This window comes from Catenibacterium sp. CAG:290, assembly GCF_000437715.1.
GTDB classification, from domain to species: domain Bacteria; phylum Bacillota_I; class Bacilli_A; order Erysipelotrichales; family Coprobacillaceae; genus Catenibacterium; species Catenibacterium mitsuoka_A.
Genome location: NZ_FR898868.1, coordinates 1 through 21,988 on the forward strand (window position 1 = coordinate 1; position 21,988 = coordinate 21,988).

At 34.3% G+C, this 21,988-nt stretch carries 27 protein-coding genes, 1 tRNA gene, 1 pseudogene and 1 other annotated feature; of the genes and pseudogenes, 24 read left to right on the forward strand and 5 right to left on the reverse strand.

What is annotated here, in order from left to right; translation table 11 throughout:
* Positions 1 to 153: pseudogene (locus tag QVO42_RS10495) on the reverse strand (3-deoxy-7-phosphoheptulonate synthase); the annotation flags it as partial.
* Positions 154 to 193: 40 nt separating this feature from the next.
* Positions 194 to 428: a binding site (T-box leader), on the reverse strand.
* Positions 429 to 657: 229 nt separating this feature from the next.
* On the opposite strand from QVO42_RS10495, the gene QVO42_RS09430 reads away from it, so the two are divergent.
* Positions 658 to 744: transfer RNA gene (locus tag QVO42_RS09430), tRNA-Leu, on the forward strand.
* Positions 745 to 808: 64 nt separating this feature from the next.
* On the opposite strand, the gene QVO42_RS09435 is transcribed toward QVO42_RS09430, so the two are convergent.
* Together QVO42_RS09435 and QVO42_RS09440 are read right to left on the reverse strand one after the other, a co-directional pair.
* Positions 809 to 1,219 (reverse strand): C-GCAxxG-C-C family protein, encoded by a 411-nt coding sequence (locus QVO42_RS09435; RefSeq protein ID WP_022425866.1) that lies wholly within the window; start codon positions 1,217 to 1,219, stop codon positions 809 to 811.
* Positions 1,220 to 1,224: 5 nt separating this feature from the next.
* A complete protein-coding gene (locus QVO42_RS09440; protein WP_022425867.1) occupies positions 1,225 to 1,767 on the reverse strand; it encodes a DNA-3-methyladenine glycosylase I in 543 nt (180 codons plus the stop codon).
* A gap of 89 nt (positions 1,768 to 1,856) precedes the next feature.
* Here QVO42_RS09440 and QVO42_RS09445 point away from each other — a divergent pair, with 89 nt between their 5' ends.
* The 3 genes from QVO42_RS09445 to QVO42_RS09455 all read left to right on the forward strand — a co-directional run bounded on the left by QVO42_RS09445 (position 1,857) and on the right by QVO42_RS09455 (position 5,021).
* Positions 1,857 to 3,170, forward strand: a complete 1,314-nt coding sequence (locus QVO42_RS09445; RefSeq protein WP_022425868.1) for an RsmB/NOP family class I SAM-dependent RNA methyltransferase — start codon at positions 1,857 to 1,859, stop codon at positions 3,168 to 3,170.
* Complete coding sequence (locus tag QVO42_RS09450; RefSeq protein WP_022425869.1) at positions 3,167 to 3,607, forward strand: HD domain-containing protein; 441 nt, start codon at positions 3,167 to 3,169, stop codon at positions 3,605 to 3,607. Before QVO42_RS09445 ends, QVO42_RS09450 begins: the two co-directional genes overlap by 4 nt.
* A gap of 70 nt (positions 3,608 to 3,677) precedes the next feature.
* Positions 3,678 to 5,021, forward strand: coding sequence for a C40 family peptidase (locus QVO42_RS09455; RefSeq protein WP_022425870.1), 1,344 nt, complete (start codon positions 3,678 to 3,680; stop codon positions 5,019 to 5,021).
* 356 nt (positions 5,022 to 5,377) lie between these two features.
* Here the strand turns inward: QVO42_RS09455 and QVO42_RS09460 are convergent, their stop codons facing one another.
* Complete coding sequence (locus QVO42_RS09460) at positions 5,378 to 5,653, reverse strand: hypothetical protein (RefSeq protein WP_022425871.1); 276 nt, start codon at positions 5,651 to 5,653, stop codon at positions 5,378 to 5,380.
* 185 nt (positions 5,654 to 5,838) lie between these two features.
* On the opposite strand from QVO42_RS09460, the gene QVO42_RS09465 reads away from it, so the two are divergent.
* The 9 genes from QVO42_RS09465 (at position 5,839) to QVO42_RS09505 (ending at position 12,209) form a co-directional block, all read left to right on the forward strand.
* Positions 5,839 to 7,068 carry a M15 family metallopeptidase gene (locus tag QVO42_RS09465; protein WP_278243964.1) on the forward strand — a complete coding sequence of 410 codons (1,230 nt, stop codon included), beginning with the start codon at positions 5,839 to 5,841 and terminating at the stop codon, positions 7,066 to 7,068.
* A gap of 42 nt (positions 7,069 to 7,110) precedes the next feature.
* Positions 7,111 to 7,626 (forward strand): tRNA 5-(aminomethyl)-2-thiouridylate-methyltransferase MnmM, encoded by a 516-nt coding sequence (gene mnmM, locus QVO42_RS09470; protein WP_022425873.1) that lies wholly within the window; start codon positions 7,111 to 7,113, stop codon positions 7,624 to 7,626.
* A gap of 73 nt (positions 7,627 to 7,699) precedes the next feature.
* The gene (locus QVO42_RS09475; protein WP_502685370.1) at positions 7,700 to 8,242 is read left to right on the forward strand and encodes an HAD-IA family hydrolase; all 543 of its coding nucleotides are present in this window, start codon (positions 7,700 to 7,702) and stop codon (positions 8,240 to 8,242) included.
* 31 nt (positions 8,243 to 8,273) lie between these two features.
* The gene (locus tag QVO42_RS09480; protein WP_022425876.1) at positions 8,274 to 8,828 is read left to right on the forward strand and encodes a Sir2 family NAD-dependent protein deacetylase; all 555 of its coding nucleotides are present in this window, start codon (positions 8,274 to 8,276) and stop codon (positions 8,826 to 8,828) included.
* A 5-nt stretch (positions 8,829 to 8,833) separates the two neighbouring features.
* Positions 8,834 to 9,286: a DUF3990 domain-containing protein gene (locus tag QVO42_RS09485; protein ID WP_288164341.1), complete on the forward strand. Its 453-nt coding sequence runs from the start codon at positions 8,834 to 8,836 to the stop codon at positions 9,284 to 9,286.
* Positions 9,283 to 9,753, forward strand: a complete 471-nt coding sequence (locus QVO42_RS09490; protein ID WP_022425878.1) for a hypothetical protein — start codon at positions 9,283 to 9,285, stop codon at positions 9,751 to 9,753. The genes QVO42_RS09485 and QVO42_RS09490 overlap by 4 nt, the downstream gene beginning before the upstream one ends.
* A gap of 16 nt (positions 9,754 to 9,769) precedes the next feature.
* On the forward strand, positions 9,770 to 10,225 hold the full coding sequence (locus QVO42_RS09495) for a hypothetical protein (RefSeq protein ID WP_022425879.1): 456 nt from the start codon (positions 9,770 to 9,772) through the stop codon (positions 10,223 to 10,225).
* Positions 10,226 to 10,254: 29 nt separating this feature from the next.
* The gene (locus tag QVO42_RS09500; protein WP_288164323.1) at positions 10,255 to 11,148 is read left to right on the forward strand and encodes a hypothetical protein; all 894 of its coding nucleotides are present in this window, start codon (positions 10,255 to 10,257) and stop codon (positions 11,146 to 11,148) included.
* Between the two features lie 32 nt (positions 11,149 to 11,180).
* A complete protein-coding gene (locus tag QVO42_RS09505; RefSeq protein ID WP_022425881.1) occupies positions 11,181 to 12,209 on the forward strand; it encodes a M42 family metallopeptidase in 1,029 nt (342 codons plus the stop codon).
* A gap of 31 nt (positions 12,210 to 12,240) precedes the next feature.
* Here the strand turns inward: QVO42_RS09505 and QVO42_RS09510 are convergent, their stop codons facing one another.
* Positions 12,241 to 12,444 carry a cold shock domain-containing protein gene (locus QVO42_RS09510; protein WP_006505439.1) on the reverse strand — a complete coding sequence of 68 codons (204 nt, stop codon included), beginning with the start codon at positions 12,442 to 12,444 and terminating at the stop codon, positions 12,241 to 12,243.
* Positions 12,445 to 12,682: 238 nt separating this feature from the next.
* Here QVO42_RS09510 and QVO42_RS09515 point away from each other — a divergent pair, with 238 nt between their 5' ends.
* The 11 genes from QVO42_RS09515 (at position 12,683) to QVO42_RS09565 (ending at position 21,987) form a co-directional block, all read left to right on the forward strand.
* Positions 12,683 to 13,900 (forward strand): aminopeptidase, encoded by a 1,218-nt coding sequence (locus QVO42_RS09515; protein WP_022425882.1) that lies wholly within the window; start codon positions 12,683 to 12,685, stop codon positions 13,898 to 13,900.
* Positions 13,901 to 13,909: 9 nt separating this feature from the next.
* On the forward strand, positions 13,910 to 15,499 hold the full coding sequence (locus QVO42_RS09520) for a peptide chain release factor 3 (protein ID WP_006505441.1): 1,590 nt from the start codon (positions 13,910 to 13,912) through the stop codon (positions 15,497 to 15,499).
* A gap of 32 nt (positions 15,500 to 15,531) precedes the next feature.
* A complete protein-coding gene (locus QVO42_RS09525; RefSeq protein WP_288164328.1) occupies positions 15,532 to 16,125 on the forward strand; it encodes a phosphatase PAP2 family protein in 594 nt (197 codons plus the stop codon).
* Between the two features lie 55 nt (positions 16,126 to 16,180).
* Positions 16,181 to 17,272 (forward strand): glycerate kinase family protein, encoded by a 1,092-nt coding sequence (locus tag QVO42_RS09530; protein ID WP_022425884.1) that lies wholly within the window; start codon positions 16,181 to 16,183, stop codon positions 17,270 to 17,272.
* Complete coding sequence (locus QVO42_RS09535) at positions 17,265 to 18,095, forward strand: RluA family pseudouridine synthase (RefSeq protein ID WP_022425885.1); 831 nt, start codon at positions 17,265 to 17,267, stop codon at positions 18,093 to 18,095. Before QVO42_RS09530 ends, QVO42_RS09535 begins: the two co-directional genes overlap by 8 nt.
* Before the next feature lie 201 nt (positions 18,096 to 18,296).
* Positions 18,297 to 18,848: a translation initiation factor IF-3 gene (gene infC, locus QVO42_RS09540; RefSeq protein WP_006505446.1), complete on the forward strand. Its 552-nt coding sequence runs from the start codon at positions 18,297 to 18,299 to the stop codon at positions 18,846 to 18,848.
* 18 nt (positions 18,849 to 18,866) lie between these two features.
* Positions 18,867 to 19,055, forward strand: a complete 189-nt coding sequence (gene rpmI / locus QVO42_RS09545; RefSeq protein WP_006505447.1) for a 50S ribosomal protein L35 — start codon at positions 18,867 to 18,869, stop codon at positions 19,053 to 19,055.
* A gap of 27 nt (positions 19,056 to 19,082) precedes the next feature.
* Positions 19,083 to 19,442 (forward strand): 50S ribosomal protein L20, encoded by a 360-nt coding sequence (rplT, locus tag QVO42_RS09550; protein ID WP_006505448.1) that lies wholly within the window; start codon positions 19,083 to 19,085, stop codon positions 19,440 to 19,442.
* An 82-nt stretch (positions 19,443 to 19,524) separates the two neighbouring features.
* Positions 19,525 to 19,950, forward strand: coding sequence for a PTS sugar transporter subunit IIB (locus QVO42_RS09555; protein ID WP_022425886.1), 426 nt, complete (start codon positions 19,525 to 19,527; stop codon positions 19,948 to 19,950).
* Entirely contained in the window at positions 19,937 to 21,220 is a 1,284-nt protein-coding gene (locus QVO42_RS09560) for an FtsX-like permease family protein (RefSeq protein ID WP_022425887.1), read from the forward strand. The genes QVO42_RS09555 and QVO42_RS09560 overlap by 14 nt, the downstream gene beginning before the upstream one ends.
* Entirely contained in the window at positions 21,217 to 21,987 is a 771-nt protein-coding gene (locus QVO42_RS09565; RefSeq protein ID WP_022425888.1) for an ABC transporter ATP-binding protein, read from the forward strand. Before QVO42_RS09560 ends, QVO42_RS09565 begins: the two co-directional genes overlap by 4 nt.
* Position 21,988: the final 1 nt, after the last annotated feature.

Consider the following 21,988-nt stretch of genomic DNA (forward strand, 5'->3'; position numbering starts at 1 on the left):
TCTAGGATCTACTTTAGTAGTATCACCAATTACACCGATAATAGTTGTTTCATGACCAGTAGAAACATGCGGTTCTAAACCATAGCCTTCAATCTTGTCAGTTACTTTCTTAATATCATTTTCATCACATTTTGGTTTTAATACAATAATCATAATCTTTTCTCCTTTGGATATATAAAAAGTCCCTCTCGATTATAAGGACGAGAGGGACTTCGCGTTACCACCTTATTTTATCCATATATCACTATATAGACCTCTGTGAGTACTATCATACTCTGACGATATAACGGTCGTACCCGTGGATACCTACTTCATTTCAATATCCCGACTCCTTGATGTATTTCATTCACATGGATCATTCCCTCTCAGCACTAGGAACTCTCTGTAAATCCAAAAACTGAATGTTCTTTTCAATTCGCTGTCTTTTTTGTATATGAATCTAATATAAGAGCCTTAAAACCAAATGTCAATGATTTTTATAAAGCAAGCGAATACATTTAGAAAAAAATAAAAATATTTCTTTTTATGCTACTTATATGAGTGAAAATAAATTCAAATACTATATGTACTAGAAAAAATCATGAGAAGCACATCAAAATAAACCATTTTTTTCTTGAAAACATCTCTTATGCATACTATAATAATTACGTTGTCAATGCCCTTGTGATGAAATTGGTAGACATAGCAGACTCAAAATCTGCCGGCTTCAAACCCGTACCGGTTCGAGTCCGGTCAAGGGCACCAATTATTGATGACTAAGCTGGGATATATTCTCAGCTTTTTTTGCATATAAAAAAGGAATAGATGACTATTCCTCATTAAATAATACTTCTTCTACAATAGCTGCAGCATCTCTAATACAATCAGGACAAGTTCTTAACAACTTACCTGTTTCTACACCTTTTAATACTTTACATGTAGTTGTAGAATTCTTTTCCTTAAATTTCTGCATGATTTCTCTAGATAACTTATAAGTACTTGCTTTACTATTTGGCTTATCTAGATTGCCTGTACTATTCTTACATCCTGCAAGAAGACATGCACCAGTAACAGCACCACAAGTCCCTTCCATGCAACCTACACCTAGACCTAAGCCTTCAGCTACCTTAAACATTGTTTCTTCATCCATACCTACAAAATCACAATAAGTACATGCAATAGCCTGTGCACAGTTATAACCCTTATCATGTCTCTTAATAGTTTCATCAATACGTGTCATATCCTTTACCTCCATTCACAATTCATGAGATGATCATTATAAATGCCAATCGCCTGTAAATAACTATAAATAATCACAGGACCAACAAACTTGAAGCTACGCTTTTTCATATCTTGAGATATTTTAGTAGATAGTGCATCGCTTGCAGGTATCTCTTTTTCATCTACATAACGATGATCAATCATCTTATAATCTACAAAAGACCAGATGTAATGATCAAAGCTACCAAATTCTTCCTGTACCTTTAAGAAAGCTTTTGCATTACTAATAATACTATTGATCTTCAAACGATTATGGATAATCCCTTCAGCTTCATAGAGAGATTCTATTTTTTCTTTAGAATAAGAGGCAATCTTGTGATAATCAAAATCATCAAATGCCTGATTATAAGCTTCTTCCTTCTTTAAAATAGTATCCCAGGATAATCCTGCCTGCATGCCTTCAAGAACAAGCATCTTAAATAACATTTTTTCATCATGTGTTTCTTTACACCATCGTTCATCATGATATTTGATTGCTTCTTTACTTTTAGCCCATGAACACCTCATTAAATAATCCTCCTTTTTACATTGTAGCATATCCAAAGTAGTCAACACATCTATTTTTTTGTATAATAGTTCAGAAAGGACGTGAATTTATGGAACAATTTGATGCCCGTATGAAGTCTTTATTAAAAGATGAATATGATGACTTTAAGAAGGCTTTGTTAGAAAAGCCAGTTAAAGGTTTATATTTAAATAGAAATAAGAAAAATGTAGAAAGAGTACTAGATAAGAACTATGTAGAACATCATCCTATTGTAGAAAATGGTTATCTTTATGATGAAAACTATCATCCAGGAAGAAGTGCTTATTTTCTTGCAGGACTTTATTATATCCAGGAACCAAGTGCGATGCTTGTAGCAGATGCATTACCTATTGAACCTGATGATTTTGTGTTAGATATGTGTGCGGCACCAGGAGGTAAAAGCTGTGAGATTGCATCTCGATTAACTGGAGAAGGTATATTAATTGCGAATGATATTGAAGCCTCTCGTGCCCGTATTTTAAGTGAGAATATTGAACGTTTTGGTTTAGATAATACAATAGTCACAAATGTAGATCCCATGCGCTTTACTAAACAATTTCAGGAAGCATTTGATAAGATTGTCTTAGATGCACCTTGTAGTGGAGAAGGGATGTTTAGAAAACTAGAACAGGCGGTAGATACATGGAGTGAAGAGAAGGTATTAGAATGTGCTCATATCCAAAAGAACCTATTAAAAGGTGCTTATGATATGTTGAAGCAGGGTGGTATGGTTATTTATTCTACATGTACTTACTCATATGAAGAAAATGAAGCAATGGTTCATTATGCAGTGGATGAACTTGGTTTTGAATTACTTCCTTTAAATAAATCCAATGGTTTATGTCCAGGTGTAGATCTAGATGAAGTAGTGAGATGTTATCCTCATCATTATCGTGGAGAAGGACACTTTATTGCCTTACTAAAAAAACCAGGCAATAGCCCAAGAAAACAAGTACGTACAATAAAACCTTCAGTTAATCTAGCGGACTTAAAGGTCTTAAAAGCTTTCTACCAGGAGAATCTCAATAAGAAAGTACCTTCATATATCATCGAAAATAATGGACATCTTTATGCAGTTAAGAAGAACTTCCCAGAACTAAAAGGAATCAGAGTATTACGTAATGGGCTTTATTTAGGTGAAGTGAGAAAGAATAGATTTATACCTAGCTATTCTCTTGCCCTAACGCTCACTAAACAAGATGTTAAAAGAAGTTATGACTTTCCAAGTGAAAGTGAAGAAATCAAGAAATATATCCATGGTGAAACTCTAGAAGGAACAGGAGAAAAAGGCTTTGGTGTCATCTTTGTAGATGGGTATCCACTTTCCTTTTATAAAGAAAGCAATCAGGTTAAAAACTTATTTCCTAAGGGACTGAGACGATGAATCGTTACTTTAGCTTACGTGATGAAGTATTACATCTTTTAGATGAAAAAAGTCATGGATATTATAAAAGAGAAGCTATTGCACATATGTTTCAGGTAGAAACATTATGTTTATTACTTGCAAAAGAAAGAAATCTAGATGAAGAGTTATGTGCTATTATCGGTCTTCTTCATGATATTGCGGTTCCTATTTATTCTTCTAGTTTCCAGCATGCCACTCGTTCAAGCGAATTGGCGAAAGAATTACTGAATCCTATATTTAGCGAAGAAGAAAAGAACATTATTCTAACTGCAATCAGTAATCATTCACATAAAGAACGCAAAGATGATGCATATAGTGAACTGATTAAAGATGCAGATTGTTGGAGTCATTATCTTGAAAAGACGGTTTTAAAGCATGAAGAATCAGAAAGACTACAACTTCTTAAGATTATGTGAATTTACATATGACATTGGGTTTTAATTGGAGTTGTGTTATAATTAACTGTGCGTAAAGGAAGGTGATTTTGTGAAAAGAGGACATAAAATAGTATCATTGCTTATTGCATGTGCGATGGTGACTCCGCTTGCTTTATCTAATGTGAATACAGTAGAAGCGGCCAATAAATTTGAAGGTCAGGAAACAAAGTATTATAAGCTTTGTTCATCTAAGACACTTACTCGTTCAAATCAGAATACTTGTAAAGAGTTTAATAAATATTTAAAAACAAAAAGTGCAAGCTTAAAGAGTGAAATCAGCAGCAAACAGAGTAATGTTGATAGTGCAAAGCTATCTATTTCAGATGCAGCAAATAAGATTAATAGCTTAAATAGTCAGATCAATGAAGCCACTCAGAAGATTGCTTATATGAATACTGCAATCACAAATGCTGAAAACAATCTAAATGAAAAGAAGGCTTTATTAAAGGATAGAATTTATTCTATGCAGAGTCAGATGAATTCTAATGCCTATGTTGATTATTTATTTAATGCAAGTTCATTCTCAGATTTCTTCTCAAGAGCTGCAACTCTTAAGGATTTAACTTCTTATGAAACAGATTTAATGAATGAAATCAAGGAAGAACAGAAGCAGTTAGAAATTCAGAAACAGACACTTGTTGATACTCAGACTGCACTTAATGCACAGAAGAGTCAGGCTGAAGAATTACAGAAAACATTAGTTGCAAAACTTGAAGCTGAACAGAAGGCTTTACAGGATAAGCAGAGTGATTTATCTGATAATGAAAGCAATATTGGTACAATTGCCCAGAACTTAGTTGAACTAAGTAAGGCTTCAGATGAATCTAAAGTAAGTGGTGTAACTCATGCAACACCAAATAAGAACAACAGCAGTTCTTCTAGTAATAGTGGTTCTTCTAATAATGGAGGATCATCAAACAACAGTGGTTCATCAAACAATGGTGGAGGGAATACAATACCAACACCAACACCTAGTCCAGATCAGTCTTCTAGAGGACTTGCGATTGCGAACAAAGCATTAACACGTCAGGGTTATATGTATTCATGGGGTGGATGTCATTCTATGAGTCAGATTGCAAACCCTAACTGGACTAAGTTTGACTGTTCAGGTCTAGTTAACTGGGCTCATTATCAGGCTGGTGTTAATATTGGATCAAATACGACTAAGACATTATGCGGTGTAGGAACACAGGTGGATCGTGGTTCTATGCAGGCTGGTGATATTATCTTATTTAGTTCAAATGGTTCATATTCTGGTGTTCATCATGTCGGTATCTATATTGGCGGTAACCGTATGGTACATGCCCCTTCAAGTGGTAAACCAGTACAGGTTGCAACATTGGGAAATGGTTATTGGCAAAGAGAATTTTACCAGGCTAGAAGATGTTATTAATTAGTGTCGAAAACCTCATAGGCTTGCTTATGGGATGAAAGCCACATAATTAAAAGAATTAAGATTAATAGAATCAAAGTATTGAATAGTGGAATCAAAATAGTATAAAATAAGCATCAGGGAGATTGACTATACTTCCTTATCGAAAGATAGAAATTTACCGTTAATGTGGTCGTTGGACTGCTTGGTAATAAAAGTTCTTACTTAAATAGATTTGAACTTGTATTCCAAAGTCTGAAAATGATGTACGATTATAAGCTAAACTTGATAGTAAGAACCCCATGGGCTTGCCCGTGGGAGTAGTCAGTAAAAGGAATGCGAGGCATTCCTTTTTTAGCGCAAATAAAAAAAACGGTTTAACCGTTTTTCTTTTTTAAGATGACTTTTGTAACGATAATGATTAATACTAATACAATCGCAGATGAAATATAGAAAGTATTCATTAGTGGTGGTTTACTGAACCATTTAGTAGACTTTGCAATCATACGTGCAGCTAAAGCGATTGAGTAACCAGTAGAAGCAGCGCCTACTAAAGCAAGTAATGCTTTGAATAATTTTCCTGTAACTTCAGTAAATAAAATTGCGATTGCAAGAGTACATAACGCAATGAATATATAAATGACTAATTGCATCGGGGAAACCTCCTTTTCACACTTAGTAAAAGATATCATAAAATCACCCTTTTTGCAATTGTGTTCGATTAATTAAACAGTAATATGTAAATTATGTGAAAATGTGAGATAATAAGGGTGGAGTGTGGACAAATAATGTCCTGTTTGGTACTATTATTCGTGATAAGGAAAGAGGTAAAAAACTTATGAGAAGAAAGAGAAATTATAATTATTCTCCTTACAGTCGTCGTAGAAGAATAAGATGGGATAATGTCTTGAAGGTTGTTATTCCTGTTGTTGTAGTACTTGTATTAGTAATCACATTTAACTTTTCACGTATTAGACTTGCAATGAAAGGCTATTCATGGTCGCAGCAGTCTGCTGTATTAAAGCTAACAAGTGATAAAGTGAAGATTGTGATTGATGATGATTATTTAGATCATATTGATTCATGGTTAAAACATTCTAAGGATGTTAAGTATTATGCTGATTTTGAACAATATCAGTCTCTTCATAAGAAGATGAAAGCTGCTGATGTAGTAGATACATTATCACCAATGTTAGATGACCAGATTCCTGCTTTAAAGAAGAATGGGTATACTGAAAAACAGATTTGGACGATCTTAAAGACAGCTGATAGTGATGATTTAGATTATATTCTAGAAAAAGGCTATAGCTATAATACGATGAAGAATTATATGGCTGTATCTGGTTTCAAGTTCAAGGATATGGATAAATATGAAGAAGCTTATAAATCAAGTAAGAATTATAACTATGCTGTATTAAGTACATCTTATCCATTTATTGGAGATTCTACTAAAGAAGCGACTAGACATACTATTACTGATCCAGCACGTTATACAACTCTTGTAAAGAAAGGTTTATACCTTCCTTCTAGTTATAAACCATCTGATTTAGTCACACCTGATAAGAAATATATCACTAAGAAATGTGACCATCCAAAATTAAGAAAAGATGCTTATAAGGCATTTCTTGCTATGCGTAAAGCAGGCGAAAAGGAAGGCTATTATATCATGATCAATAGTGGTTATCGTTCTTATGATGAACAGAGTAAAATCTATAAGGAATATAAACAGAAGTGGGGAGAACTTTACGCAATTCAGCACGTTGCATTACCTGGTGCGAGTGAACACCAGACAGGACTTGGTATCGATATGAGTTCGGAAAGTGTCGATGAAGGTAAGAGACTTGTATTTGGTGATACATCAGAATATAAGTGGGCATGTAAAAATGCTCATAAATATGGCTTTGTATTACGTTTTGCGGATGGTACTTCTAATATTACAGGCATTACACAGGAACCTTGGCATTTCCGCTATGTAGGTAAAAAAGCTGCTAAGATCATGTATGAAAACAACTGGACATTAGAAGAATATTGTCTTTATACAGGAGACCTTCCTGCATTAAAATCATAATGAATCCGGCATTTGCCGGATTTTTTTAAAGGAGAAAAAAATATGTTAAGTATAGTAGAGTATGTGCATGAACGTATGCATACATATGATAATTTAGAAATAGGTGTAGATTTCACAATGGGTAATGGCCATGATACAAAGAGTTTAATTGAATGCTGCAAGGAAGTCTATAGCTTTGATATACAAGAAGAAGCACTCAAGCGTACAAAAGAACTCGTAGGAGACAAAGCACACCTTATTCGTGATTCTCATGAGAATTTTGATCATTATGTTGATACATTTGATATTGGTATTTTTAATCTAGGTTATTTACCTGAAGGTGATCATAACATCACAACAACACTTGATGTTACTCAAAGAACTCTTATTAAGGCGGTTGAACATATGAAGAAGGTCATCTTTATAACTTGTTATATTGGACATCCTCAGGGTAAAGAAGAAGCCTCATGGATTGATACTTATGTATCAGATTTAGATACACATACATATAATGTATCAAGTTTTAAGATGATGAATAAAAAGAATGCACCTTATGTGATAGAAATAGAGAGGAAATAATAATGAAATATAAAGCGCTTATTTTTGATATTGATAATACTTTAGTTAATACACTTGATATGAATATGATTCCATTACAAAAGATTATTCGAGAAGAAAAGGGGAAGAATGGACTTTAGAAGAAGTCTATCACTTTGCCTCATATCCAGGTATGAAGGTTATGGAAGAACTAGAAGTCAACAATCCTGAAGAGGTTTATGCAAGATGGGTTAAATGTGTGAATGAATATCAGGCAAGTCCTTATGAAGGAATGGATGACGTATTAAAGACATTACATGAAAAGTTAAGATTTAGCGTTGTCTCTTCTAAGAATAAGAAGCAGTATGATATTGATGTAGTTTCTTTAGGACTAGATGATTATATGGAAGTCGTTGTACTAGAGGATGATACTTCAAAACATAAACCTGATCCTGAACCACTTTTATTATGTGTGGAACGTTTAGGATTAAATAAAGAAGATGTTATTTATATTGGAGATGCTTATTCAGATCTTCTTGCTTCAAGAAATGCAGGCATTGATTTTGCCTTCGCAAAATGGGGTAGTGTAGAAAGTAAGGATATGAGTGATTCTAATTATATACTAGAGAAGGTGGAAGATTTATTAAGACTTCTATAAGTGTTATAATAAGTCACAAGGAGATGATGTTATGAAGATAATCGCATTTACAGGTGCAGGAATATCTAAACAGAGTAATATTCCTACATTTATGGAAAGACCGGATGTCAGAGAAAAACTATTTAGAAGCTATGCACAAAGACATCATGAAGAGTACAATGAAGTTATTAGACAATTAAAAGCGAATATGAATGGTGCAAAACCAAATGATGCGCATTACGCCTTGGCAGAGTATCATATTCCTATTATCACAATGAATATTGATGGGTTACATAGACTTGCAGGTAGTGATGCATTAGAACTACATGGTGGTTTACCTGAAGATGATGAAATGGATATTGCTTATTCTTTATACAATAAGCCAGTTCTTTATGGTGATCCAGCACCAAATTATCAATTAGCTTATGAAATGGTTTATACATTACAACCGGGAGATGTTTTTTTAGTAGTAGGATGTTCATTCCATACAGGTATATCTGTAGATTTAAGAGAAGTGGCTAAATCAAGAGGTGCACGTATTATTGAGATACAGGAAGATGCAGCTCATAACGTAAGAAAAGTATTGGAAGAATTAATGGAAGGATGATTTGAATAGAATTATTTCAAGGTGATACTACAATTAAAAAACAACCAAAAATTATTGTAGATGGCTATTATAAAGATTTTGGCTATGGATTCTATTGTACAAGTTTAGAAAAACAAGCCAAACGCTGGGCGTTAGTGAAACCACGTGGGCATGTTGTAAATATCTATGAATATGTAGAAAACCACTTATTAAATACTCTTGTATTTAATGAAATGAGCGATGAATGGCTTGACTTTGTTGTTAGCTGTAGACGAGGCATCAAACATGATTATGATTGTGTGGAAGGACCTATGGCTGATGATACAATTTGGAATTATGTGGATGATTTTGCACGCGGTGATATATCTAGAGAAGCTTTCTGGGAACTTGTTAAGTTCAAGTATCCGACTCATCAAATTGTATTTTGTACAGAAGATGCTTTAAAACAACTTTATTTCAAAAGGAGTTATTCTTTATGATAAATAAATATTTTGAAGACGAAGAGATTAAGCAGAATGATCTTTTCTTTATGTGCTCCATGATTGAACGCGTTGCACGAAAGCTTCATCAAAGAAATAGATATGTTGTTAATGCGGTAGGTTACGATAACTTATATCATTTGATCAGCCTTGCAAATGTATTGCATAGTGAAAACCCTGATAAAGTGGCAAGTGACTGGATTAAAGAATATTCATTAGAAGAAGGTACATTTGATATCATGGATGTTGATCGTGAACTTTGTACCATCATACCTACTTCGCTAGATATGGGCAAAGTTTATTCACGTTTAATTGTAGATACAGCATCAATCAATGAAGACTATGTATCTGGAATGATACGTGTTTATAATGATAGAATTTGTGAAACAATTGATTCTTATACAAATGGGGCTTTCTATGAACCATCTTATGTGATTGCAAGAGCATATAAAGAGGGTCAATTTTAGAAAAGGAGATTAATTAATGGACTCAATTTTAATTAAACCACATCATTTTATTGATATTATTAAATTATATGGATCTGGGATAGATAGATTTGTTCCTGACGAAAAAATGGGACATGATTTTTATAAGGTTGCCAATGAAATTATTGATAATCCATCTGTTGGTTTAAAATTAACAATTGGTGGAGATGACATTTGTAAACCTTGTAAAAAGTATCATGAACAATGTGTTGATCCATTAACGCATATACAAGGATATACTAGTAAAGATGTTTATAATAAAACTTTAGATAAACGAATTATAAAACTATATAACTTAAATGATGAATATTATACTGCAAAGCAATTATGCTCTATAATTCAAAATAATAAAGAATATATCTTTGAAGTCTGGAATGAAGAAGATAATGAGGTAACACAAAAAAGATATGAATTATTTTTACAAGGGGCTCATAAATTTTTAGATAACATTTAAAGAATAAAATATAGGAAGATGTGATTGAATTGTCAAAAAAGGAAAAAGCTTATTTTCATTTACCAGGATTATTTGAATTTTATGAACTATATAAGAAGTTCCTTCCTCTTTTTTACAACCATAGAGAATACTTTTATGACTGGTGTGAAATAGGTTCTATTTATGGCGCTCCAATGGACTGTTTATGGGGTGGAGGAAGACTTGGAGAAGGAGAAGATAACCCTCGTGAGGTATTAGACCTGATGAAGACGTATCATATTTCTGCAAGACTTACTTTTAGTAACTCTATGCTAGAAGAAGAACATCTCTCAGATCCTAAATGTAATACATTATGTAGGTTATTTAATGAGGCAGGCAACAATGGTGTAATTGTACACTCTGATCTCTTATTACACTATTTGATGGAGAAATATCCAAATCTTTATTTGGTCTCTTCTACCACTAAAGTCATCACTGACTTTAATGAGTTTAAAGAAGAATGCGAAAGAGAAGAGTTCCACTATGTTGTGCCTGATTTCCGCTTAAATAAGAAATTTAAATTATTATCTACAATCAAACAGAAGGATAAAGTAGAATTTTTATGCAATGAATGCTGTTATGTAGGATGTCAGGATAGAAAGAAATGTTATGAAACGGTGAGTTTGCAGAATTTGGGTAAAGATATCCCTGATCATATTTGTAAAGCACCAAATGCAAAGCAAGGCTATCGTTTCTCTCATGCTATGCATAATCCTTCATTTATTAGTATTGAGGATATACAGTCTATTTATAGACCACTAGGCTTTACACAGTTCAAGATAGAAGGCAGAAGTCTAGGCAGTGCTCTTGTATTAGAGTTTTTGTTATATTATATGGTGAAGCCAGAATATTCAATTCATGTGAGAGAAGAAATCTATCTTGATAATATGCTTGATCTCTTTTAGATGTTATAATAAGTGAGAAAGAGAGGTTTCATATGAACGCATTAAAAGTAATGGAATTTGCGAAAGAACTGCTTTTAATTGATTCCCCTACAGGATATACAAAAGCAGTTATTGATTTTTATGAAAAGGAAGTCAAAGCCTTAGGTTATGAAACTATACATACCAATAAAGGTAACTTAATTGTTAAGGTGTCTGGTATCGGTCATCATACAAAGGCATTATGTGCCCACGTTGATACTTTAGGACTTATGGTCAGAAGTATCAAAGAAGATGGTACACTTGCATTCACTTTAGTAGGAGGCCCTATTGTTCCTACATTAGATGGTGAATATTGTAAAATAGTAACTAGAGATGGCAGAACTTATACAGGTACTATACTTTCTAATTCTCCAAGCGCACATGTCTATGACGATTCTAAGAATGCCCCTAGAACAGATATGACAATGCATGTACGTATTGATGAATGTGTATCATCTAAGAAGGAAGTAGAAGAATTAGGTATCATGCCAGGAGATTATATCTGTATTGATCCTAAAACTACAATTACACCAAGTGGCTTCATTAAATCTAGATTTTTAGATGATAAACTAAGCGTAGCTATTCTATATGGCTTACTAAAGACAATGAAGGAAGAATTTATTATTCCTCATGATACTTGGTATTTCTTAATCTCTACTTATGAAGAAGTAGGACATGGCTGTGCATATATCCCAGAAGAAATCGAAGAAGTGATTGCAGTGGATATGGGATGTATTGGTAAAGACTTAAGCTGCACTGAAAGAGATGTTTCTATTTGTGCTAAGGATTCTAGTGGTCCTTATGATTATCAGATGACAACAAAACTTATTAATCTTGCAAAAGATAATGAATTATCTTTTGCCGTTGATATTTATCCGTTCTACAGCTCTGATGTCTCTGCATCTTTAAGAGGAGGCCAGGATATTAGAGGTGCACTAATAGGTCCAGGTGTGGCTGCAAGTCATGGTATGGAACGTTCACATGTAGATGCAGTAGAGAACACAATGAAGTTATTAATCGCTTATATGACAAAAAAAGACTGATGCTTATTGCATCAGCCTTTTTTTATGATGATTATTCAACTACTGTAACGTTAGCTGCCTGTGGTCCACGATCGCCTTCAACAACGTCAAATTCAACAGTCTGGCCTTCTTCTAGAGTCTTGTATCCATCAGCGTTGATTGCAGAGAAATGAACGAAGATATCTTTGCTCTGTCCTTCTACTGTAATGAATCCATAACCTTTTTCAGCCTTAAACCATTTTACTTTACCTGTCATCTGACATACCTCCTGTAAATTGCAATACATCAAGCAACTTTATTATAGGCTTTTGCAATCGATAGTGTACTACTGATAAAAAACCAATACAAAATGTCCTGTGTAACTGCTATACATATCATATCACATGTGTAAAATAATAACAAGAAAAATGGAAATTCAACACGTAATATGTTATGCTTTTTCTGTTGACAAAGATTATAAAATTCTTAGAATAATGGAGATGGGGTGTATTGATATGATGAATAAATATGCTGAATTGATAGTAAAAAAGGGCGTTAATCTTCAAAAAGGTCAGAAACTTGTAGTTACTGCGGATGTTGAATGTGCCTCTTTAGTGAAAGCTATCGCCAAAGAAGCTTATAAAGCAGGGGCTCTAGATGTAATCGCACATTATGTAGATGAGGATATTACAAGACTTAGATATGAACATAATGATGTAGATTATTTCAAGGATGTGCCTGATTATTTGGTAGAGTTACGTAATAAGTATGCATTAGAACATGCTGCTGTAGTGACTATTACATCAGAAAATCCTGATGGTTTTAAAGGTATTGATCCTTTAAAGATGGCAACTTACAGTAAAGCTATGCATGAACAGGCTAAGACATTCTATGATCATTTAGATCTAGGTATTGATCGCTGGTGTATTGTAGGTGCACCTTCTCTTAAGTGGGCGAATAAGGTATTTCCTGATATGAATAATCAGGAGGCAACAGAAGCCTTATGGAAAGCAATCTATCATGTATGTTATGTAGATACAAAAGATCCTTTAAATGCATGGGAAATGCATCGTGCATCTTTTGAAGAACGTGTGAAGACACTTAATGAGATGTCTATTGATTACTTACATTATACAAATGGTCTAGGAACTGATTTAAAAGTATATATGAATAAAGATTATTTATTTGCAGGTGGAGGAAGTTTTACAACTGATGGAGTTTATTCTTTCCCTAATATGCCTACAGAAGAAATCTTTACTTCTCCAGACTATCGAAAGACAGAAGGTATTGTTTATTCTTCATTGCCACTTAACCATGGTGGTTCACTCGTCAATGATTTTTATATTCGATTTAAGGAAGGTCGTGTTGTAGACTTTGATGCTAAGACTGGTAAAGATGTACTTGCAAGCATCATTGATACTGATGATGGGGCTCATTATTTAGGTGAAGTAGCACTTGTGCCAGTTGATTCTCCTATATCAGAAATGGGGCTATTATTCTATAACACATTATTTGATGAGAATGCAGCATGTCATCTTGCTCTTGGTAAAGGGTTTAATGAATGTATTAAGGGCGGTTATGAGATGACTAAAGAAGAACTATATAAACATGGTGTCAATGATTCATTCACACATGTTGATTTTATGATTGGAACAAAAGACCTTGATATTGAAGCTGTGACTCAAGATGGAAAAACAGTGCAGATCTTCAAGAATGGTCAATTCGTAATTTAAGGAGGCTATATGTCAGAATTTGTAGATAAAGTAAGTAAACGTCGTACGTTTGCGATTATTTCTCACCCGGATGCTGGTAAAACAACATTAACAGAAAAGTTCTTATTATATGGTGGAGCTATTCAGGAAGCCGGTATGGTTAAGGGTAAGCAGAATATGCGTCATGCAGTCAGTGACTGGATGGAAATTGAAAAACAGAGAGGAATCTCTGTTACATCTTCAGTATTACAGTTCAACTATGATGGGTTCTGTATCAATATCCTAGATACTCCAGGCCATCAGGACTTCTCAGAAGATACATATCGTACATTAATGGCAGCTGACTCAGCAGTCATGGTTATTGATGCATCTAAGGGTGTCGAAGCACAGACACGTAAGTTATTCAAGGTTTGTGCAATGAGACATATTCCTATCTTTACTTTCATCAACAAGATGGATAGAGAAGCCAAAGACCCTTATGAATTAATGGAAGAAATTGAACAGGAATTAGGTATGGATACATGTCCTGTTAACTGGCCTATTGGATGTGGTAAACAGTTCAAAGGCGTTTATGAAAGAGAATCTAAGAAAGTGATTCGTTTCGTACCAGTACAGGGTGGTAAGAAGGAAGTACAGGAAATCATTACTGATTATGATGATCCTGAATTAATTAAAGAAATTGGTGAAGATTATTATGCGACTCTTCAGGATGATGTCGAATTACTAGATGGTGCTGGTGCAGAATTTGATCTAGAAAGAGTACATCGTGGAGAATTATCACCAGTATGTTTTGGTAGCGCCTTAACTAACTTTGGTGTAGAACCATTCTTACATCATTTCTTAGATTACTCTATGCCTCCTCAGCCAAAACAGAGTGATGATGGGCCAATTGATCCATTCAATGAAGACTTCAGTGCATTTGTATTCAAGATTCAGGCAAACATGAATAAAGCACATAGAGATAGAATGGCATTCATGCGTATTACTTCTGGTAAATACACTAAGGGTATGGAAGTATTCCATATGCAGGGAAATAAGAAGATTAAATTAAGCCAGTCTAAACAGTTAATGGCTGATGACCGTGAAGAAATCCAGGAAGCTTATTCTGGAGATATCATCGGTGTCTTTGATCCAGGTATTTTCTCTATTGGTGATACAATCTGTACACCTAAGCATAAATTCAAGTTTGAAGGTATTCCTACATTCGCTCCTGAACATTTTGCACGTATCCGTAATACAGATACAATGAAGCGTAAACAGTTCGTTAAGGGTGTAGAACAGATTGCTCAGGAAGGGGCTATTCAGATCTTCACTGAAATTGGTGGTTCAATGGAAGAAATCATCGTAGGTGTAGTAGGTGTCCTTCAGTTTGAGGTACTTGAATATCGGTTAAAGAATGAATATAACGTAAATATCAAGAGAGAACCTCTTGGATATCAGTTCATTAGATGGATTGATAATGAAGAAATTGATCTATATAGCTTGAATTTATCTTCAGATACAAAGAGAGTTCAGGATTTAAGAGGAAAGTATTTATTACTCTTCTCTAATCAATGGGGAATTAACTGGGCGACTGATAAGAACAAGGAATTAATCTTATCAGAATTCTCTAAAAACTAATGAAAAAGTATTGGCGTTATTGGTGGACGCTTTTGTACTTTGTAGTTTATCTGGTATGTTTCTTCTTTATCGAACATTTTATGCCAGTGACGCAATATCATATGATTTCTACACCAATAGATCATATGATTCCATTTAATGAGTGGTTTGTTTTCCTTTATATCAGCTGGTTTGGTTATATCTTCTTCTCTTTCTGGTATTTCTTCTTTAAAGATAAGAAAGAATACTTGCAGATGATCACGTTCCTATTTACCGGTATGACACTCTTTGTAGTGGTATCAGTCATCTATCCTAATAGTTTAGATATTAGACCAAAACAATTAGATCATAGTAATATTGCGTTAATACTTGTTGATTTGCTTTATAAGATTGATACACCAACCAATGTATTGCCTAGTATTCATATCTTTAACTCTATTGGTATGTGCATGGCTTTTAGTAAATCAAAGCATGCAACTAGTATTATGAAGAAGGGAACTAAAATTCTTACAATAGGGATTATTATCTCTACTTTCTTAATCAAGCAGCATGGAATGATTGATGCACTTTCTGCAGTTGTGTTATCAATTATTTTCTATGTTATTGTTTATAAGAAAAATATTTATTTATTAAAAAGAAAATCTTAAAAGTTCATGGGTGACCATGAACTTTTTTGTGTTAGAATACATACAGGGAGTGATAATGATGAAAATACTTGCTGCATTTGATTCTTTTAAAGAAAGTATGACTGCATATGCTGCAGGAGAAGCAGTACAGAGAGCTTATAATAATGTACATATTTGTCCTTTAGCTGATGGTGGCGAAGGGACAATGGAAGTCATGAATCGTTATCTACATGGTGATATTCATGAAATAGAGGTAGCGGGACCACTATTTAAGACAGTTCATGCAAAACTCGCTATTATGGATGATTTGGCTATTATAGAAAGTGCACAGGCGTGTGGACTTGATTACCTGGCTGAAGAAGAAAAGAACGGAACGGAAGCAACATCTTATGGTGTAGGAGAAATGATGAAATATGCTTATGATCATGGTGTTAAACGTTTCCTTTTGACTTTGGGTGGATCAGCTTGTAATGATGGAGGTATAGGTCTATTAAGTGGTATGGGTTATGGTTTCTTTGATCAGTTTGATCAACGTATTCCAATGAATGCGAGAGGACTCGAAACACTTGATCATATTAAGAAAACACGCCTTGATTTATCAAATATAGAAGTAGAAGGGGCGTGTGATGTCACTAATCCACTATGTGGAAAAGAAGGGGCTACTTATGTCTTTGGTCCTCAAAAGAAGGTGAAAGATCTAGAAAAGACAGATCAGGCAATGAAGCATTATGCGAAAATAATGAGTGAATTAGTTGATAAGGATGATTCATGTGTACCTGGTGCAGGAGCAGCAGGAGGTATGGGCTATGCGATTGTGACAGGACTTAATGGTAAATTAGTGACTGGATTTGATGCAGTGAGTCGTACAGTACATCTAGAAGAAGCAATACAGAAAGCAGATATTATTTTTACAGGTGAAGGAAAAATGGATCATCAGACTTTATATGGAAAGACACCAATAGGTGTCTTACGCTTAGCACAGAAATACAATAAACCTGTTGTCGCATTTTGTGGAAAGTGTGAAGATAAAGAAGTGTTACTTGAAGTAGGATTTGAGGATGTACGCTGTATTAATCATACAGATGAACCTCTTTCTGTATTATTAGAAAAAGGTCCACAGTATTTAGAAGAAGAAGTGAGACGTTATTTGGAGGAAAAGAATGTATAAGGTTACAAAAGATGAATTACTATTAGATTCTCTTGTGGAGCATACTCGTAAGAAGAAAAATGATTGTAAGAATTTATTGAAATATAAATCAGTACAGGTGAATGGTGAAGTACAGACTTATCATGCCTTTGAATTACATCCAGGAGATGAAGTAGAAGTTGGTAAGAAGACGAATCTTCCTTTTGAACTTCTTTATGAAGATGATGATATGATTGTGATCAATAAGCCTTCTGGACTAGTGAGTGAAGAGACACGTAATAATAAATATCAGACAGCGTTTTATATGGTGATGGAATATTGCCGTAAGAAGAGACAGCAGTGTTATCTTGTACATCGTTTAGACCAGGATACTTCTGGTGTACTTATGTTTGTGAAGAATAAGAAGCTTTATCAGGAATTAACTCATAACTGGAATAAGTATGTTAAAACAAGAGGCTATGTCGCAATATTAGAAGGACAATGTCGTAAGTCAGGTACAATAAAGAATCATCTTGTAGAAGATAAACAGTTAAAGATGCGTATTGCGAAAGAAGGACAATTGGCTATTACGCACTACAAGCCATTAGAAGTATCTAAGGATTATACAATGATGGAAGTATTCTTAGATACAGGACGTAAGAATCAGATTCGTGTTCATATGGCTTCTTTGAATCATCCTATTATTGGTGATAAGAAATATGGTGCACGTACAAATCCTTTAAAGAGATTAGGTCTACATGCGCATGAATTTGCATTCACACATCCTTTTACACATAAAACAATGACTTTTAAAGCACCACTTCCTTCTTCTTTTACACAGATGTTTAAACCTTCTAAAAGATAAAGGAAAAAAATAAATAAATTAAAAAAAAGTTATTGACAAAGACCTGTATATTGGGTAAGATGAACAAGTAAAAAGTGGAAAGAAGAAGTGCCTACTTCTCGCCCGATTGATACAGTCGATGGGCCAATGTCACTAGATTAAACTCTAACGATAAGTGGGCGCTAGTACGCTCACTTTTTATTTAATATGAAGTAAGCGGAGGTGGCTTTTATTAGACGTTATGATAGAACAAAACCAGTAAAGAAGGAAGATCCAATTAACGAAAACATTCGTTTTAAGGAAGTATTGGTTATTGATCAGAATGGAGAACAGTTAGGCGTTATGAGCAAGAGAGACGCAATGAATCGTGCTTATGATGCAGGACTTGATCTAGTTTGTGTTGCTCCTAAGGCAAAACCAGCGGTATGCCGTATCATGGATTACGGAAAGTATCGTTTCGAGCAGCAGAAGAAACAAAAAGAAATGAAGAAAAATTCAAAAGTTGTTGCGATCAAGGAGACGCAGTTATCTCCAACAATCGATGTACACGATAAGAACGTGAAGCTTAAACGTACTTTGAAATGGTTACAGGATGGCGATAAAGTCAAGGTAGCAATTCGTTTCAGAGGAAGACAGATGGCTCATGTTGATCTTGGACAGAAGATTATGGACGATTTTATTGCGGAATGTTCTGAATATTGCGTCGTTGAAAAGCCAGCTAAACTAGAAGGAAGAACATTGACAGCAATGCTCGCACCTAAAAAAGCAAAGTAAAATAGGAGGAAACTTATCATGCCAAAAATGAAAACACATAGCGGTCTTAAGAAGCGCTTAAAGAAAACAGCAAGTGGTAAATTAAAGAGAGGCCATGCATACGTATCTCACTTATCACATAATAAGACACATAAACAGAAAAAGCATCTCGCTAAGTCAACATTAGTACACCCATCAGATTACAAGAGAATCAAGTCTCGTATCTAATAGGTTAATTTTAAGGAGGATATACACATGGCAAGAGTAAAAGGCGGATTTACAACTAGACGCAGAAGAAAAAAGACATTAAAGCTAGCTAAAGGTTACTTCGGTAGCAAACATGCTTTATATAAAACAGCTCATGAACAGGTAATGCATTCTTTAAAGTATGCTTACAGAGATAGAAGACAGTTAAAGAGAGAAATGAGAAAGCTTTGGATTGCACGTATCAACGCTGCTTGCAGAATGAACGATATGTCATATTCAACTTTCATGCACGGTTTAAAACTTGCAGAAGTTAACGTTAACAGAAAGATGCTTTCAGAAATCGCAATTGCTGATCCTGAAGGTTTCAAGGCTTTAACTGATTTAGCTAAAGAACAGTTAGCAAAGTAATCTAAAGTGCCAGAGATGGCACTTTTTTTCACGTTTAGAAAATTAATAGTGTGCTATGAAATGATCTTATATAATATACACCATGAATCTATTAAAAATATTAATCTGCTGCGGTGGGGGCTTCTCATCAAGCTATGTCACTACACGTATGCAGAAACAAATCAAAGAAAATCATTTAGAGAATCAAGTACAGATTGATTTCTCACCCTTTAGCTTGATGCACGAAGTCATTGATCAATATGATGTAGTGATGTGCTGTCCACACCTGCTTATGGAAATTAAATTGCACTTCAAAGATACAGGAGTACCTTTATATGTTCTTCCTCCTAGAATGTATGGCTTGATGAAACTTACTGAAATTGTAGATGATGCGAAAGGAGTAATAGACATCTATAAACAAACAAAACAGAATCCAGTTTATTTTCCTGGAGAAGAAAATATCTTAAGAGTGACACGTATTAACTCTTATCGCCATACACATGGAGGCAAAGATTATGGGGACATTTAAATTTGCTTGTAAGATGTTGAAGCGTGAAAAGAAACAAGCTATATCCTATGGTATTACTGTTCTTTTTACTGTTTTTGTATCATTTGTCTTCTTTAATATTATTAATAATGATTACTTAATGGATCAAACAGCAGCTGCAAGTGGTGGATCTTTTTCACAGGTCAGTGTTCCATTATCAAGTATTATCGCATTTGTCGTTATAATTTTTTGTGGTTTAATGATGGCTTATGCCAACTCATTCTTTTGTACACATAAGACAAAAGAATTTGCGATTCTTGCGATGAGTGGCAGTAGTTTTTTTGATTCAACACTCTATTTATTCTATCAGGAAATCATTATCTCTTTAATTGCATTACCTATTGGTTATTTGATGGGTATGGCAGGGGCAGTAGGAGTGAATTCAATCATGTATCACTCTATGCATATTCATAAGTCTATCTTCATGATTCCTATGCGTGCCTATACAGATACACTTATGACTATTGCGATTCTTTTCTTTGTAACTATTCTAGGAGATTCAGGGTTTGTTTACCGCCATGATATCCAGACGCTCTTACATGAATCTCATGAAAAGGTTGTGGATAAGAAATTACCTTCTTATCTTCCACCATTCATTTATATAACTGCGATTATTTTATTAGTTACGACTCCTTATAGTCCAACTGGATTTGTATTCCCTTGTTTTGTAGGTGGAATAGGAGCGGCTTATGTATTATCGCAATCAATCCCAGAAATACTTAGAAAAATCAAGAGTCAACGTTTAGGAAATACTTTAGACCTCGTTTCTTTAAGTCATTTATCTACTTCTTTGACTAATTCAGGTGCTCTTATTCTTGTTTATGTTGTCACAAATGTTTGTATGAGTGCTATGATCATTGCTCAGAAAAATTCACCAAGAGAATATATGACTGCTATTATTGCTTACATTGTGATGACAATCTTATTATCTATCACAATTATGTATAAATATGCTGCAGAAACTATGAAAAGAGTAAAAGCCTTTAGTAATCTTTATAAGATAGGATGCACAAGAAAGAAGATTGCTTCTTATATTAAGAAGGAAGTGATTCTCTTCTATGCATTACTTGTTTCAATACCTATTGTTTATCTCGCAATTGTCATGGCTCAGGTTTATATGCATACACCGGATACTTTAGGGCTCATTATTATGTTGTTTGGTGTGGATATCATTCCACAGATGATTCTTGCAGTGATGACTTATTATATTTATAAGAAGAATGTTTATACAGAAATTGGAGAAGTACTATGAGTGAAATACTAGTTGCGAAAAATATAACTAAAATATATGGTATTGGTACAAGCCATACCTTTGAAGCATTACATGGTGTCTCTATGACTATGAATGAGGGAGAATTCATCTGTGTCATGGGACCAAGTGGTGCAGGTAAATCAACTTTTATTAATAATCTATCTACAATAGATATTCCTACAAAAGGGAAGGTTTATATCAATGATACTGAAGTAAGAAGTATGGGTGAAAATGAAATAGGTAAGTTTCGTTATGAGAATCTCGGATTCATCTTTCAGGAATTCAACTTATTAGATTCTCTCACTATTCTTGAAAATATCGCAGTTCCTCTTTCTCTTGCGAATTTGCCACAGGAAGAAATAGAAACAAGAGTTAAAGAAACAGCGTCACGTTTATCTATCGATTCATTACTTCATAAGTATCCTAATGAATGTTCAGGAGGGCAAAGACAGCGTGCAGCCATCTGTCGTGCCCTTGTCACTCATCCTAAACTTATTGTAGCGGATGAACCAACAGGTAACTTAGACTCCCATACATCACATGAAATATTAGAAATATTCAAAGAACTCAATGATCAAGATGGTGTTTCTATACTTATGGTGACTCATGATCCAATGATTGCCAGTTATTCTCAGAAACTGCTTTACATTAAAGATGGTGTTATTGCAAAGCAAGTCGTGAAGGGAGATTTGACACAGAAGGAGTATTTTCATAAAATAGTAGATGTTAACTCAGCAGAGTCAATGTCTTTATTTGAGGGGGAATAAG

Excerpts from the sequence above, each read along its gene's own strand:
- QVO42_RS09435 (WP_022425866.1), bottom strand. The coding sequence starts at position 1,219 with ATGACACGTATTGATGAAACTATTAAGAGACATGATAAGGGTTATAAC.
- QVO42_RS09440 (WP_022425867.1), bottom strand. The coding sequence starts at position 1,767 with ATGAGGTGTTCATGGGCTAAAAGTAAAGAAGCAATCAAATATCATGAT.
- QVO42_RS09445 (WP_022425868.1), top strand. The coding sequence starts at position 1,857 with ATGGAACAATTTGATGCCCGTATGAAGTCTTTATTAAAAGATGAATAT.
- QVO42_RS09450 (WP_022425869.1), top strand. The coding sequence starts at position 3,167 with ATGAATCGTTACTTTAGCTTACGTGATGAAGTATTACATCTTTTAGAT.
- QVO42_RS09460 (WP_022425871.1), bottom strand. The coding sequence starts at position 5,653 with ATGCAATTAGTCATTTATATATTCATTGCGTTATGTACTCTTGCAATC.
- QVO42_RS09465 (WP_278243964.1), top strand. The coding sequence starts at position 5,839 with ATGAGAAGAAAGAGAAATTATAATTATTCTCCTTACAGTCGTCGTAGA.
- mnmM (WP_022425873.1), top strand. The coding sequence starts at position 7,111 with ATGTTAAGTATAGTAGAGTATGTGCATGAACGTATGCATACATATGAT.
- QVO42_RS09480 (WP_022425876.1), top strand. The coding sequence starts at position 8,274 with ATGAAGATAATCGCATTTACAGGTGCAGGAATATCTAAACAGAGTAAT.
- QVO42_RS09490 (WP_022425878.1), top strand. The coding sequence starts at position 9,283 with ATGATAAATAAATATTTTGAAGACGAAGAGATTAAGCAGAATGATCTT.
- QVO42_RS09495 (WP_022425879.1), top strand. The coding sequence starts at position 9,770 with ATGGACTCAATTTTAATTAAACCACATCATTTTATTGATATTATTAAA.
- QVO42_RS09505 (WP_022425881.1), top strand. The coding sequence starts at position 11,181 with ATGAACGCATTAAAAGTAATGGAATTTGCGAAAGAACTGCTTTTAATT.
- QVO42_RS09510 (WP_006505439.1), bottom strand. The coding sequence starts at position 12,444 with ATGACAGGTAAAGTAAAATGGTTTAAGGCTGAAAAAGGTTATGGATTC.
- QVO42_RS09515 (WP_022425882.1), top strand. The coding sequence starts at position 12,683 with ATGATGAATAAATATGCTGAATTGATAGTAAAAAAGGGCGTTAATCTT.
- QVO42_RS09520 (WP_006505441.1), top strand. The coding sequence starts at position 13,910 with ATGTCAGAATTTGTAGATAAAGTAAGTAAACGTCGTACGTTTGCGATT.
- QVO42_RS09530 (WP_022425884.1), top strand. The coding sequence starts at position 16,181 with ATGATGAAAATACTTGCTGCATTTGATTCTTTTAAAGAAAGTATGACT.
- QVO42_RS09535 (WP_022425885.1), top strand. The coding sequence starts at position 17,265 with ATGTATAAGGTTACAAAAGATGAATTACTATTAGATTCTCTTGTGGAG.
- rpmI (WP_006505447.1), top strand. The coding sequence starts at position 18,867 with ATGCCAAAAATGAAAACACATAGCGGTCTTAAGAAGCGCTTAAAGAAA.
- rplT (WP_006505448.1), top strand. The coding sequence starts at position 19,083 with ATGGCAAGAGTAAAAGGCGGATTTACAACTAGACGCAGAAGAAAAAAG.
- QVO42_RS09555 (WP_022425886.1), top strand. The coding sequence starts at position 19,525 with ATGAATCTATTAAAAATATTAATCTGCTGCGGTGGGGGCTTCTCATCA.
- QVO42_RS09560 (WP_022425887.1), top strand. The coding sequence starts at position 19,937 with ATGGGGACATTTAAATTTGCTTGTAAGATGTTGAAGCGTGAAAAGAAA.
- QVO42_RS09565 (WP_022425888.1), top strand. The coding sequence starts at position 21,217 with ATGAGTGAAATACTAGTTGCGAAAAATATAACTAAAATATATGGTATT.